Origin of the sequence: Geodermatophilus sp. Leaf369 (genome assembly GCF_001424455.1) — a bacterium.
In the GTDB taxonomy this organism is placed as follows: Bacteria; Actinomycetota; Actinomycetes; order Mycobacteriales; family Geodermatophilaceae; genus Klenkia.
Window position 1 is genome coordinate 800,002 of record NZ_LMQA01000001.1, and the last position, 13,718, is coordinate 813,719.

The 13,718-nt window shown below is 74.1% G+C and carries 12 protein-coding genes; 5 read left to right on the plus strand and 7 right to left on the minus strand.

The window, feature by feature from the left end:
* Positions 1 to 20: 20 nt before the first annotated feature.
* The 4 genes from ASG36_RS03975 to ASG36_RS03990 form a co-directional block, all read right to left on the minus strand.
* Positions 21 to 785: a crotonase/enoyl-CoA hydratase family protein gene (locus ASG36_RS03975; RefSeq protein ID WP_055759718.1), complete on the minus strand. Its 765-nt coding sequence runs from the start codon at positions 783 to 785 to the stop codon at positions 21 to 23.
* Positions 786 to 830: 45 nt separating this feature from the next.
* On the minus strand, positions 831 to 2,204 hold the full coding sequence (locus tag ASG36_RS03980; protein ID WP_082522764.1) for a sugar porter family MFS transporter: 1,374 nt from the start codon (positions 2,202 to 2,204) through the stop codon (positions 831 to 833).
* A gap of 138 nt (positions 2,205 to 2,342) precedes the next feature.
* Positions 2,343 to 3,494 carry a hypothetical protein gene (locus tag ASG36_RS03985; protein ID WP_162245166.1) on the minus strand — a complete coding sequence of 384 codons (1,152 nt, stop codon included), beginning with the start codon at positions 3,492 to 3,494 and terminating at the stop codon, positions 2,343 to 2,345.
* Positions 3,495 to 3,809: 315 nt separating this feature from the next.
* Positions 3,810 to 4,664: a patatin-like phospholipase family protein gene (locus tag ASG36_RS03990; RefSeq protein WP_055759723.1), complete on the minus strand. Its 855-nt coding sequence runs from the start codon at positions 4,662 to 4,664 to the stop codon at positions 3,810 to 3,812.
* A gap of 64 nt (positions 4,665 to 4,728) precedes the next feature.
* On the opposite strand from ASG36_RS03990, the gene ASG36_RS03995 reads away from it, so the two are divergent.
* Both ASG36_RS03995 and ASG36_RS04000 read left to right on the plus strand, forming a co-directional pair.
* Positions 4,729 to 6,462 (plus strand): class I adenylate-forming enzyme family protein, encoded by a 1,734-nt coding sequence (locus ASG36_RS03995; protein ID WP_055762374.1) that lies wholly within the window; start codon positions 4,729 to 4,731, stop codon positions 6,460 to 6,462.
* Positions 6,463 to 6,559: 97 nt separating this feature from the next.
* The gene (locus tag ASG36_RS04000; protein ID WP_235494550.1) at positions 6,560 to 7,546 is read left to right on the plus strand and encodes a TrkA family potassium uptake protein; all 987 of its coding nucleotides are present in this window, start codon (positions 6,560 to 6,562) and stop codon (positions 7,544 to 7,546) included.
* Position 7,547: 1 nt separating this feature from the next.
* Here ASG36_RS04000 and ASG36_RS04005 read toward each other — a convergent pair whose 3' ends face one another.
* Positions 7,548 to 9,044, minus strand: coding sequence for an adenylate/guanylate cyclase domain-containing protein (locus ASG36_RS04005; RefSeq protein WP_200944319.1), 1,497 nt, complete (start codon positions 9,042 to 9,044; stop codon positions 7,548 to 7,550).
* Positions 9,045 to 9,161: 117 nt separating this feature from the next.
* Between ASG36_RS04005 and ASG36_RS04010 the strand changes: the two genes are divergently transcribed.
* On the plus strand, positions 9,162 to 10,613 hold the full coding sequence (locus ASG36_RS04010) for a glycoside hydrolase 100 family protein (protein ID WP_055759729.1): 1,452 nt from the start codon (positions 9,162 to 9,164) through the stop codon (positions 10,611 to 10,613).
* Positions 10,610 to 11,095, plus strand: a complete 486-nt coding sequence (locus ASG36_RS22150; RefSeq protein WP_055759732.1) for a DUF4240 domain-containing protein — start codon at positions 10,610 to 10,612, stop codon at positions 11,093 to 11,095. Before ASG36_RS04010 ends, ASG36_RS22150 begins: the two co-directional genes overlap by 4 nt.
* A 5-nt stretch (positions 11,096 to 11,100) precedes the next feature.
* Here the strand turns inward: ASG36_RS22150 and ASG36_RS04020 are convergent, their stop codons facing one another.
* On the minus strand, positions 11,101 to 11,328 hold the full coding sequence (locus ASG36_RS04020; protein ID WP_200944320.1) for a hypothetical protein: 228 nt from the start codon (positions 11,326 to 11,328) through the stop codon (positions 11,101 to 11,103).
* A 140-nt stretch (positions 11,329 to 11,468) separates the two neighbouring features.
* Positions 11,469 to 12,539 (minus strand): alpha/beta fold hydrolase, encoded by a 1,071-nt coding sequence (locus tag ASG36_RS04025; protein ID WP_055759738.1) that lies wholly within the window; start codon positions 12,537 to 12,539, stop codon positions 11,469 to 11,471.
* 101 nt (positions 12,540 to 12,640) lie between these two features.
* Between ASG36_RS04025 and ASG36_RS04030 the strand changes: the two genes are divergently transcribed.
* The gene (locus ASG36_RS04030; protein ID WP_055759741.1) at positions 12,641 to 13,675 is read left to right on the plus strand and encodes a uroporphyrinogen decarboxylase family protein; all 1,035 of its coding nucleotides are present in this window, start codon (positions 12,641 to 12,643) and stop codon (positions 13,673 to 13,675) included.
* Positions 13,676 to 13,718: the final 43 nt, after the last annotated feature.

A 13,718-nucleotide genomic window follows, 5' to 3' on the forward strand; every position in this document is an offset into this window, starting at 1 on the left:
CAGCTGTCACTCGGCGGCGCTCAGACGCCGCGCCAGACCGGGGGGCGCTTCTCGGCGAAGGCGACGGCACCCTCGCGGGCGTCGGCGGAGGAGAACACCGACTCGGTGACGGTGGCCTGGTGGTCCAGGAGGTCCCGGTCGGTCCAGCGGACGGCGCCGGCGACCAGGCTCTTGGTGGCCCTGATCGCCAGCGGCCCGTTGACGGCGATGCGGGCGGCGAGCTCGCGGGCGCCGGCGAGCGCGCCGCCGGGCTCGGTGAGGGCGTTGACCAGACCGAACCGGTGCGCCTCCTCGGCGCCCATCGGGTCACCGGTCAGCGCCAGCTCCATCGCCCGCTGGTAGGGCAGCGTCTTGGGCAGCCGCAGCACCCCGCCGCCGGCCGCGACCAGGGAGCGCTTCACCTCGGGGATGCCGAAGCGCGCCTCGCGGGAGGCCACCACCAGGTCGCAGGCCAACACGAGCTCGAACCCGCCGGCCAGCGCCCAGCCCTCGACGGCGGCGATCAACGGCTTGGCCGGCGGGGCCTCGGTGAGCCCGGCGAACCCGCGCCCGGGCAGCGAGGGCCGCTCGCCGCGGGCGAAGGCCTTGAGGTCCATCCCGGCGCAGAACACCCCGCCGGCGCCGGTGAGCACCATGACCGTGACGTCGTCCCGGGCGTCGAAGTCGTCCACCGCCGCGGCGAGCGCCTCCGTGGTCGCGAGGTCGACCGCGTTCTTCGCCTCGGGGCGGTTGAGGGTGAGGACCCCGACGCCGTCGGACACCTCGGTGAGCACCGTGTCAGCCATGGCGACATGTGTGCCAGGTCGCGGGCTGACGGTCAACCCTGACCGCTAGGACGACGGCGACAGCTCGCGCTCGATGTCGGACAGGCTCCGGTTCTTGGTCTCCGGCACCGCCTTCACCACGTAGACCAGCGAGAGCACCGTGACGACGGCGTAGGCGCCGAACGTCGCGGTCTCCCCGATCGCGGAGATGATCGACAGGTAGCTGACCGCGACCACGAAGTTGGCGATCCAGTTCGCCATCGTGGCCACCGAGGACGCCCGCCCCCGCACCGCCAGCGGGAAGATCTCGCTGATCAGCAGCCACACCACCGGGCCCAGGCTGACCGCGAACGAGCCGACGTAGAACGCCAGCACCAGCGTGGTGGCGATGGCCCCGGCGCCGTTGATGTCGAAGAGGAACGCGACGGCGAGCCCGATCAGGCCCAGGGTCATGCCGCTCATGCCCCAGATCAGCAACGCCCGGCGGCCGACCCGGTCGATGACCTTGATCGCCACGATCGTCATGACCACGTTGGTGAGCCCGACGACGAGCAGCGCGAGCAGCGCGGCCTGCGCGCCCAGGCCGGCGTTCTCCAGCACGGTCGGGGCGAAGTAGATGACGGTGTTCACGCCGGTGATCTGCTGGACGACGGCCAGCGTGATGCCCAGGATCATCGCTGGCCGGAGCTTGGGCGCCAGCAGGGAGCGCTTGGCGCCCTTCTCCTCCTCGGTGGCGGTGCCGCGGATCTCGTCGATCTCGGCCTCGATGGCCTCCTCGGAGTCCCGCAGCGTGCGCAGCACCGTCCGGGCCTCGTCGTCCCGGCCCTGGCGGACCAGCCAGGCGGGGCTCTCCGGCTCGCGGATCATGCCCAGGCCCAGGACGACGGCTGGGGCCAGCGCCAGGCCCACGCTGATCCGCCAGTCGCCGCTGCCGGCCAGGAAGTAGGCGACCAGCTGGCTGACCAGGATGCCCATGGTCACCGACAGCTGGTTCAGGCTGACCAGGGCGCCGCGGCGCTCGGGCGGGGCGATCTCCCCGATGTAGACCGGGACGACGAAGGACGCCGACCCCACGCCCACGCCGATCAGGAACCGGGAGAGCAGGAGCACCCAGAACGAGGGCGCGACGATCGACAGCAGGAGCGCGACCACGAAGACGACCGACGTCACGATGATCGCCCGGCGCCGGCCGAGGGTGTCGGCCACCCGTCCGGCGATCAGCGCTCCCACCGCGGCACCGACGAGCAGGATCGACACGACCGTCCCCTGCAGGAACGGGGTGTCGAGGGTGAAGTCGTCGCTGATGTTCGGCAGGACGCCGCCGATGACACCGGTGTCGTAGCCGAACAGGATGCCGCCGACCGCGGTCAGCGCCGCGGCCTTGGTCACCGCCCGCCGGTGGGTGGCCGATGCGGCCGCCGAGGACTGGGTCTCGCTCATGGTGCTTTCTCCCCCGGGTGGTTCGTTGCAACTCTCAACCACGTGATCATCCGCCCGGGGTGCCAGGAGTGCTACCGGAGGGCGGGGCCGCTCCGCTCCGGGCCGGGCCGCGGGCCGTGGGGCCCGCGACCCGACCGGTCAGCGAGCCGCCGGACGGCGGGCGGCGACGGTCGCGCCGACACCCAGGGCGAGCACCAGGCCACCCAGGAGAGCGAGGCTGCCGACCTCGTCGCCAGTGGTCGCCAGCGTCGTCGGGCGGGCCGTCACGGTCGTCGACGCCGGAGCGGTGCCGGTCGCCGCCGGGCGGGTGACGGGGTGCGGGGCGGGCGTCGAGCCACCGGTCGTCGGCACGACCGGGGCCGGTGCGGCCGGGACCGGGGCGACGGGGAGCGGGGCCACCGGGACACAGCTGCCCAGCTCGACGAGGTCTCCGGCGATCGACGCGTAGGTCACCCCGTCGACGACGAGGGAGAAGCCCGAGATGGCCTCCAGCGGGACGAAGCCGGTGTCGCTGACGAGCGACAACGTCCGGGTCAGGCGGCCGTCGGCCGGTTCCACGTCGGCGCTGGCGAGGGCCACCCGCTGGCCGGAGGAGGACGCCCCGATCACGGCGACCCCGTACACGCGGCCGTCCTGCAGTCCGGTGACGTCGACGCTCGCGGTCACGAGGTCGGGCGTCAGGCAGTCCCGGGAGACGGTGATCGTGCCGGTGGCCGTGCACACGTCGGCGACCGTCGCGGAGGTCACGAACACGAGGTCCTCCACCCGGACGGTGATCGCGACGCTCGTCGCGTCGTCGAGCAGCCCCACGGTCTGCACCACGATCCGGCGGTCGGGCAGGACAACGGCGGCCACGGGCTCAAGGCCCTCGACCAGCACGGTGACCGGGGTGCCGACCTCCAGGCCGGGGACGGTGACGACGACGGCCGTCTCACCGAGGCACCCCCGGGACGCGGTGGCCGTGGTCCCGCCCGTCGACGGGAGACCGGTCGAGGGCTCGGCCCCGTCCGTGGGCTCCGGGGTCCCCGACGGCGGCGCAGGGGGCGTGGTCCCGGTCGGTGCGGTGGTCTCCGGAGCAGAGGTCTCCGGAGCAGAGGTCTCCGGACCAGAGGTCTCGGGAGCGGAGGTCGTCGGGGCCTCGGTCGTCGGGGCGGCCGTCGTCGGAGCGGCCGTCGTCGGGGCGGCCGACGTCGACGGCGCGGCCGACTCGCTGGAGGACGCGGGCGCCGAGGTGCCCGGCAGCTCGTCCGGTGCACCGCCGGTCGCCGGTCCCGGGTCGGCCGTCGTCACCTCCGCCGCCGGAGAGGCCTCGACACCGGTCGCCCAGGCCGCTCCTGCACCCCCGACCAGCACTCCCGCTGTCAGCACCACTGCCGTCACTGCACGCACCACGTCGACCCGCACGAACCCCGTCCCGTCCTCAGCCCCTCGCGGGGGCACAGCGGGGACATGGCGTCCCCGCGGACACGGAACGTGACACCACATGTGCCGCTCGGCCAACCCCAGTCCCACCACCGGTGGACACCGACAGCGAGTCGCCACACCCGTGTCCGCGAGTGGTCACGCTCGGTGCACGTGACCTCACCCGATCGGGGGGGTGGGTTCTCAGCCCGCCCAGGCCTCGCGGACCCGGTCGACCTCGGCTGCGGCCTGGGCCCGGCCGGCCCGCGCCGAGGCCGCGCGGGCGGCCGGGTCCAGCACGTTCTTGCCGATCGCGGCCCTCGACCCGGCGTCCGGGCTGACCACCGCGACCCGGGAGACCAGCCCGGTGACCTGGGCGTCCACGCTGGTCATCGGGCCGATGCCCCGGGTGATCGGGGCGAGCACGACGATCCGGTCGTAGCCGGTGGCCAGGTCGACGTTGGCCACCGAGCGCATCCCACCGTCGACGAAGCGCCGCACGCCGATGGTCACCGGCGGGTAGACGCCCGGGATGGCGCAGCTGGCCGCGACCGCGGACACCAGGTCGACCCCGGAGTCGCGGGTGAAGGTCTCGAAGGCGCCGGTCTCGGCGTCGACGGCGGTGAGGGTGAGCGGGCGGTCCGGCCAGGACTTCGACGGCAGCCGGGCGGTGATCACGTCGCGGCGCTGCTGCTCGGTGGGGGTCTTCCCCGCGGCCTCGGCCTGCAGCGCCAGCCGGCCCACCTGGGCACGGAAGGCCTGCTCGTGCTTGCGGTGGCGCAGCACGGCCAGGCCGAAGCACAGCACCAGCCCGCGGCCCATCGCCGCCGGCGGCCCGGTCTCCACGGGGGGTGCCAGCTGCTGGTCGAACAGCTCGTGCACGTCGAGGGCGCTGCGCAGCTGGGTGCCCACCACCGACCCCGCCGAGGTGCCGACGACGAGGTCGGCGGTGCGCAGGTCGACCCCGGCGTCGGCCAACCCGGTGACCACGCCGATCTCCCACGCGATCCCGGTGATGCCGCCGCCGCCGAGGACCAGTGCCGTGCGCCCGTTGCTCATCGGCCCATCCTCACCCGCCGTCCACCGCTCGACAGCTGGTGTGACGCGGGCCACGCTGGGGTCCATGACCGCGGCACCGGAGACCACCACCGACCACTGGCCCGCAGGACTGCCGCGCAGCCTGGACTACCCGCTGGCCCCGGTGGGGTCGGTGCTGCGTGCCGCCGTGCGCCGTTGGGGCGACCGGACGGCGTTCACCCAGCACGGCGTGGCGCTGAGCTACGCCGAGCTGGGCCGCCGGGCGCACGCGGTCGCGGCCGGCCTGGCCGAGCGGGGCGTGGGCCGCGGCGACGTCGTCGCGGTGCACCTGCCCAACTGCCTGCAGTACCCGGCGGTCTACTACGGGGTGCTGCTGGCCGGCGCGACGTTCTCCCCCACCAACCCGCTGCTGCCCCCGGCCGAGCTCGCCCACCAGCTGGCCGACGCCCGGGCGCGGGTGCTGGTCACCTGGGAGCCGTGCCTGCCCGCGGTGCGCGCCGCACTGCCCGACACCGCCGTGGCCACCGTGGTGGTCACCGGCCCGCAGCAGGTCGCCGACCCCGACGCGGCGGTCGAGCTCCCCGACCTCGGCCGCACCGACCGGCCGGTCAGCCTGGCCGAGCTGCTGCGCGCCGACCCCACCGACGCCCACCGCGACGCCGGCGTCGACCCGGTCGCCGACCTCGCGCACCTGGCCTACACCGGCGGCACCACCGGGGTGAGCAAGGGCGTGGAGCTGCCGCACGCCCAGGTGGTCACCAACGTGCTGCAGTCGGCGTGCTGGTCCTCCGGCTCGGTCTCCGCCCGGGACGACGAGGGCGACGTGACCCTCGAGCAGGTCGTCGGCGCCGAGGAGTTCCCCACCCGGCTGGGCACCGCGTGCTCGATCAACCTGACGCCGTGGTTCCACGCGATGGGGGTGATCGGCTACCTCAACGGGCAGGTGCTCACCGGGGCCAGCGTCGTCATCCACGAGCGGTTCGACCCGGTCGCCTACGTCGCCGACGCCGTCGCCCACCGGGTCACCTCGATCGGCGGCGCACCGCCGGTCTTCGCCGCACTGCTGCAGGTGCCGGGCATCGCCGAGGCCGACCTGTCCTCGGTGCGGGGGCTGTCCAGCGGGGCCGCCCCGCTGCCGGTGCCGCTGATCGAGCGGCTGCAGGCACTGCTGCCCGACGTCGTCATCGGCGAGGGGTACGGGCTGACCGAGGTCACCATGCAGGCCACCGGCAACCCGGTGAGCCGGTCCGGGGTGCGCAAGCCGGGCACGGTGGGGCTGCCGGTCTTCGACACCGAGGTGCAGATCCGCTCGCTGGAGGACGGCGCACCGGTCCCCACCGGGGAGCGCGGGGAGATCCACCTGCGCGGGCCGCAGGTCATGCGCGGCTACGCCGGCAGACCCGACGGGGCGATCGACGCCGAGGGCTGGTTCCGCACCGGGGACGTCGGGGTGCTGGACGCCGACGGCTACCTGGCGGTGGTCGACCGGACGAAGGACATGCTGATCCACAAGGGCTACAACGTCTTCCCCCGCGAGCTCGAGGAGCTGCTGCACGCCGTCCCCGGGATCGCCGGTGCCGCCGTCGTCGGCCGTCCGGACGACGCCGCCGGGGAGCTGCCGGTCGCCTACGTCGTCCGCCGGGCCGACGACGCCGGGGCAGGACTGACCGCGGCGTCGGTGATGGCCGCGGTCAACGACCGGGTGACGCCGTACAAGCGGCTGCGCGACGTCGTGTTCACCGACGCGATCCCGGTCTCGGCCGCGGGCAAGGTGCTCAAGCGCCAGCTCAGCGACCTGGAGAGGTCCCGGGTCGGGTGACCCGGAGGGGTGTGCCCCGCGCACCGGCGGGCCCGGGGCCCACTACCGTCCTCGCCGTGGCAACGGGGCGGCGTCGGTGATGAACGACCACGGTGGCGTGCAGCTGGCGCACACCGAGCAGTCCCCGTTCCGCCAGGTCGGCAAGCGCGTGGTCATCGCCACGGTGGTGCTGGTGGCCACCGTGCTGCTCGTGTACTTCGACCGGGACGGCTACCGGGACAACAACGGCGGCGAGCTCTCCCTGCTCGACGCCACGTACTACGCCACGGTGAGCCTCTCGACCACCGGCTACGGCGACATCACGCCGGTCACCCCGGGCGCCCGGCTGGTGAACATCCTCATCATCACGCCGCTGCGCGTGCTGTTCCTGCTCATCCTCATCGGGACCACGCTGGAGGCGCTCACCGCGCGCTCCCGCGAGGAGTTCCGGGTCCGCCGTTGGAGGTCCTCGGTGCGTCAGCACGTCATCGTGTGCGGTTACGGCACCAAGGGCCGCAGCGCGATCCGCGCCCTGGTCTCCACCGGCACCGCGCCGGACCACATCGTGGTCGTCGACCCCAGCCCGGCGATGATCGAGGAGGCCAACTCGATCGGGCTGACCGGCATCGTCGGGGACGCCACCCGGGCCGACGTGCTCAAGCGGACGTCGATCGAGAAGGCCCGCGCGGTCATCGTCGCGGCCAACCGGGACGACACCGCCGTCCTCATCACCCTCACCGTGCGCCAGCTCAACCCCAGCGTGCCGATCACCGCCAGCGTGCGCGAGGAGGAGAACGCCAGCCTGCTGCGCCAGTCCGGCGCCGACTCGGTGATCACCTCCTCCTCCACCTCGGGCCGACTGCTCGGCCTGGCCACCGACAGCCCGCGGGTCGTCGCCGTGGTCGAGGACCTGCTCACCTCCGGGCACGGCCTGGACCTCACCCAGCGCACCGTGTCCTCCTCGGAGGTGGGCATGGGCGCCCGTCAGCTGCGCGACGTGGTGCTGTCGGTGACCCGGGGCGGGCGCACGCTGCGCTTCGACGACCCCCAGATCGGCACCCTGCAGAGCGAGGACGTGCTCGTCGTCGTCCGCTCGCACGCCTGAGTCAGGCGGCCACCCAGGTCCTCGTCGGCTCGGAGCGCCCGCGCAGGACGACGTCCTCGCCGCGGGACCACCACCGCCGCTCGGCGGGGTCCGCGGCCGCCAGCGCGGCGTCGGAGGCGACGACCCGGCCCGGGTGGTCCTTGGCCAGCTCGGTGAGCCGGGCCGCGGTGTTCACCGCGTCGCCGATGACGGTGTACTCCAGCCGGCTGGCCGCCCCGACCTGACCGGCGACGACGTCGCCCCAGGCCACTCCGACGCCGACGTCGACCTCCCCCGCCTCGGCCACGGCCGCGCAGACCGCCCGGGCCGCCCGCAGGGCCGAGCCGGCCGCGTCGGGCAGTGCCGCCGGGGCGCCGAAGACGCACAGCGCGGCGTCGCCCTCGAACTTGTTGACCAAGCCCCCTTCGGCGGACACCGCGTCCACGACGACGGCGAAGAACCGGTTGAGCAGGCCGACCATCTCCTGCGGGCCGACCTGCTCGGCCAGCGTGGTGGAGCCCGAGACGTCGACGAACAGCGCGGCCACCGTGCGGGTCTCCCCGCCCAGCTCGACGCCGTTCTCCAACGCCCGGGCCGCGACGTCGGCCCCGACGTGCCGGCCGAACAGGTCGCGCATCCGCTCCCGCTCGGCCAGTCCGGCGGCCATCGAGTTCACCCCGGTCTGCAGCAGCCCGATCTCCCCGGCGTCGTCGACCTGCACCCGGACGTCGGTCTCCCCCTCCCCCACCCGCTGGACGGCCCGCCGCAGCACCACCAGCGGGGTGCCCACCGAGCGGGCGACCAGCAGGGTGGCCAACAGCCCGACGACCAGGCTCACCCCGGGCAGGAACAGCGCGGTGAACCGTCCCGGCGTGCCCGTCCCGGTGGGGTCCAGGACCAGCAGCACCAGCCCGACCATGGGGACCCCGCTGGTCAGGCCCCAGGTGAGCAGCAGGCGCCGGCGCACCGACAGCGTCCGCGGCACCTCCGGCGGGTGCGCGGCCAGCGCCCGGGCGGTCACGTGCCGGCCGGCCCGGGCGACCAGCAGGTGGGTGACGCCTGCGGTCACCACCCCGCCGAGGACGACCGACAGCCCGGTGCGCAGCCCGACGAGGGGCTGCGGGTAGACCGACGCCGCGACCACGCCGATGCCCACCGCCCCGACCGCCCAGACCACCGCGACGATCCGGGCCACGTCGGCGGGCAGCCGCAGCGCGATCAGCGCCTCCTCGGGGGTGGGCTCACGGCCCGACCACAACCAGGCGTTGGTGCGCCGCTGGCGCCGCAGCCCCCAGACGGTGCCCACCGGGACAGCGAGCAGCAGGTAGCCGGCGCCGCTGACCGCGGTGACCAGCCGGGCGGTGGTGGAGTCCGAGGTGGTCACCCCGAGCAGCAGCAGGGTCACCACGCCGGCGCCGACCAGGTTCGCGACCACGACCAGCAGCACGATGACCGGGACGACGACCCTGTCGGCCGGGGCGACGCGGCGCACCGCGCGCACGACCCCGGTGACCCTCACGGACGTCCCAACGAGCAGGTCGCCGCCGGGACACGTGACCCGGCTCGCACCCACCCCGGGTTGGTCAGGGCCCGGCCGCGGGCGAGGATCGGCACTCGGCCACCGCTGAGGAGCACGATGACGGTCTCGCAGCCCACCCCGAACGACGTCGCGCTGATGGCCGGGCGTGCCGGCTACGTGCTCAAGGGCAACGACCGCGGGGACTTCACCGTCGCCTCACCCACGCTCTACCCGCACATGTGGAGCTGGGACGCCGGCTTCGTGGCGCTGGGCATCGCGACGGTCTCGGTGCCGCGGGCGCTGACCGAGCTGCGGACGCTGCTCTCGGGCCAGTGGGCCACCGGGATGCTCCCGCACATCCTGTTCCACTCCCCCAGCGACTACTTCCCCGACACGGACCGCTGGCGCACCCAGGTCGCCGCGGCCCGCCCGGCCGGGGTGCTCACCTCGGGCATCACCCAGCCGCCGATCCACGTCATCGCGCTGTCCCGGATCCTGCACGACGCCCGGCGCCGCGGGGGGCCCGACCGGGAGCTGGCCGAGGCCTTCGTCGTCGAGACGTTCCCGCAGTGGCTGGCCTGGCACCGCTACCTGGCCACGGCCCGCGACCCGTACGCCCACGGCCTGGTCGAGATCCACCACGGCTGGGAGTCCGGGATGGACGACTCCCCCCGCTGGGACGCCCCCTACTCCCACGTGCACCCCGGCCCGGAGATGCCGCCGTTCGTCCGCCGCGACCTGGCGCACGTGTCCGACCCCTCGCAACGCCCCTCGGACGCCGAGTACGCCCGCTACCTGTGGCTGCTGGAGCAGAAGGTCCGGGCCCGCTACGACGACGCCGCCTACCGGGCGACCGGGGACTTCGTCGTCGGCGACGTGCTGGTGTCCGCGCTGCTCGCCGCCGCCAGCGACCTGCTGGCCGACATCGGCGCCGAGCTCGGCATCGTCGAGGGCGTCGAGGAGTCCCGGGCGATCGCCCGCCGGTTCCGCACCGGGGTGCTGCGGTCGGTAGACCCGGCCACCGACCTGGCCCGCGACCTGGACCTGCGCACCGGGAAGTACCTCGACGTCGACTCCGCCGCCGGGTTCGCGCCGCTGCTGTGCGGTGGGGACGACGCGCTCATCCGCCGCCAGCGCGACCTGCTGCTGGGCCCCCGCTGGTGCGGGCACTCCCGGCTGCGCTGGCCCGTCGTGCCCTCGGTGTCCCCGGCGTCCCCGCACTTCCGGGAGCGCACCTACTGGCGTGGGCCGCAGTGGCCGGTGCTCAACTGGCTGATGGCCTGGGCGCTGAACCGCTCTGGGGAGCAGGAGGCCGCGAACTCGCTGCGGCTGGCGGGGCTGGCCCAGCTGGTGGACTGCGACTTCGCCGAGTACTACGAGCCGCTCACCGGCGAGCAGCTGGGCTCGCGGGACCAGTCCTGGACGGCGGCCATCGCGCTGGACTTCCTGGCCGCGCGGCGCCCCGGCCGGCGCCGCCCGGTGCGGCTGCTGACCAGCGAGCTGCCCCGGGTCACCCCCGCCGGTCGGCCGCCGACCCAGGAGTTCGGAGGTCCTACGGTGGCCCGGTGACCGAGGACGCGTTCTGGCAGCTGGTCGAGACCGCCGGGCCCACCCCCGACCGGGTGCGCGCCGCGCTGGAAGGCCTGCCCGACGACGAGGTGGTCGCCTTCCGTGCCCTGCTGCGCGCCCAGGTCGCCCGGGCCAACGACTGGGGCGTCTGGGCGGCGGGCTACCTGGCGCACGGCGGGATGAGCGACGACTCGTTCCTGGACTTCCGCTTCTGGCTGGTGCACCAGGGCCGCGCCGCCGTCGACGCCGTGCTCGCCGAGCCCGACGCGGTGGCCGGGCTGAGCTGGACCGACGAGGAGTTCGAGCACGCCGAGGACCTCGGCTACGTCGCCGACGAGGTGCTCACCGCCCGCGGGACCAGCGTGCCCGCCGACGGCGTCTCGTTGTTCGCCGACCCGACCGGCGAGGAGTTCCCGGAGGAGGACCGGGCCTGGTTCGCCGAGCACCTCCCCCGGCTCTGGGCGCGGTCCGGCGGTCTCTGAGGCCCTCAGTCCGCAGGCAGCTCGGCGAAGGTCTGCTTCGCGCCCTTGTACCAACCCATCGCCTTCTTCGGGTGCCGCCAACGGCTCTTCATGTCGTCCCGGGCCGGCTGGTGGGCGGCGTCCCCGGCCTTCTCGGCGTCCTTGAGGTGCTGGTCCTGAGCGTTGATCACGTCGTCGGCGCTCTCGCCGCGGTGCGCGGTGTCGCAGGGGCCGCCCAGCTGGCGGCAGGTCATGGTCTTCACGGTCGGTGCTCCTGTCGGTCGGTGGTGCTCCCACCCGTCTGACGTGTGCCGGCGCCAGGGTGTGACACGGCGGGTGCACGCTCGCTCTGCCCGACCCCTCCCCCGGACCAGAGCGAGCGTGCACCCGCGGGTCAGACCGGCCGGGCCAGCAGCTCCGACAGGTTGCTGTCGACGGCGTCCAGGTAGGTCTTCTCGAACCCGAACAGCCCGAAGTGCCCGGCGATGCTGGGCAGCACCCGCAGCTCGCTGTTCGGGGTGAGTGCCTGCTCGGCGGCGCAGTCCCGGGGCGGGAAGAACATGTCCTCGTCGATCGGCATCACGAACGTGGTCGCGGTGACCCGGCCCAGTGCCGCGGCCAGGTCGCCGCCGGTGTTGCGGGCGACGTCACCGCGCTGCCACTTCCAGCCCTGCACCAGCAGCGAGTTGGGGTCCATCGCGCCGAAGACGGCCTGGACGAAGCGCTCCTGGAACTCCTCGAAGGTGTCCCACGTGACGTCGGGCAGCTCGATGCCCTTCCAGAACCCCGAGCGCCAGAACTCGGTCGACAGGCCCATGATCGCCCAGATGTCGGCGTGCCGGCGCAGCCCGTCGGCCACCTCCGTGTTCGACCGGTAGGCACCCCCGGCCCACCCCGGGTCGGAGGTGATCGCGTCCAGGAGCGCCCGGGTGAACAGGAAGTCGTGCGGGGTGTTCTGCGCGGTGCCGGCGATCGGAGCCGCCCGGGCGACCTGCTCGGGGAAGCGGACCGCCCACTCCCAGGTCTGCTGGGCACCCATCGACCCGCCGACGACCAGCGCCCACCGCTCGATGCCGAACAGCTCGGCGGCCAGCTTCTGCTGGGCCCGGACGTCGTCCCCGATCCGCACCTTCGGGAAGGCGGCCATCGCGATCGACGCGTCGTCGGTGTTGTGCGGGGAGGTCGACAGCCCGTTGCCGATCTGGTTGACCACGACGATGAACCACCGGGTGGGGTCCAGGGCCCGGCCGGGACCGATGTAGACCTGCTCCCAGGTCGCGTGCGTACCGCTGAACCACGTCGGGATCAGGATCGCGTTGTCCTTGGCGGCGTTCAGCTCGCCGTACGTGGCGTAGGCCAGCTGCAGGTCGGGGATGCCCCCGCCCTCCTCCAGCGCGAAGCTGCCCAGCGAGTGCAGCTGGTAGGCCCCCTGGGCCTCGGGTGTGTAGAACGCGTTCTCGATCACGAGCAGCTCCTCGTCGAGCAGTCGGGGTGATGGGGCTCACCCTCCCGTCTCCACCCCCTGCTGACCACCCCCGGTCGCGCGGTCTGCGGCAGGATCGCCCCATGCCCCCGACGCTGCCCCCGCTGCCCACGACCGTCGTCGGCAGCCTGCCCCAGCCGGACTGGCTGATCGACCGCGACCGGCTGGGTCACCAGTTCCCGCCCCGGGTGCGGGCCGCCGAGCTGTGGCGCATCCCCGCCGACCACCTGCTGGAGGCCCAGGACGACGCCACCCTGGTCACCATCCGCGCCCAGGAGGCGGCCGGGCTGGACGTGATCGGGGACGGCGAGATCCGCCGCGAGTCCTACTCCAACCACTTCGCCACCGCGCTCGCAGGGCTGGACCTGGACCACCCCGGCACGGTGCGCAACCGGTCGGGCCTGGACGTGCACGTGCCCCGGGTGACCGGCGAGCTGCGCCGTCCCTCGCCCGTGCAGGTCGAGGACGTCCGGTTCCTCCGCGAGCACACCGACCGGGCCGTCAAGATCACCGTGCCGGGCCCGTTCACCATGGCCCAGCAGGCGCAGGACGACTTCTACGGCGACGACCGGCTGCTGGCGCTGGCCTACGCCGACGTCGTCCGGGAGGAGATCGCCGACCTGTTCGCCGCCGGCGCCGACATCGTGCAGCTCGACGAGCCCTGGCTGCAGGCCCGGCCCGAGGTCGCCAAGCGCTACGGGGTCGAGGTGCTCGACCGGGCGCTGGCCGGCGCGGCCGGCACCACCCACGTGCACCTGTGCTTCGGCTACGCCGCCATGGTCGCCGAGCGCCCCGAGGGCTACTCGTTCCTGCCCGAGCTGGCCGACGTCCCGGCCGACGCGATCTCCTTGGAGACCGCGCAGTCGCACCTGGACCCGGCCACCCTCGCCCCGCTGCGCGGCAAGGGCATCGCCCTCGGCGTGCTCGACCTGTCCACGCCGGAGGTGGAGACCCCCGAGGTGATCGCCGACCGGGTGCGCCGGGCGCTGGACCACGTGGACGTGGACAAGCTGCTGCTGTCCAGCGACTGCGGGCTGAAGTACCTGCCCCGTGCCGCCGCGGCCGGCAAGATGCGCGCCCTCGCGCAGGCGGCCGCCGTCCTGCGCACCGAGCTGTAGACGCGACAACGCCCGCACGGTCGGTGACCGTGCGGGCGCTGTC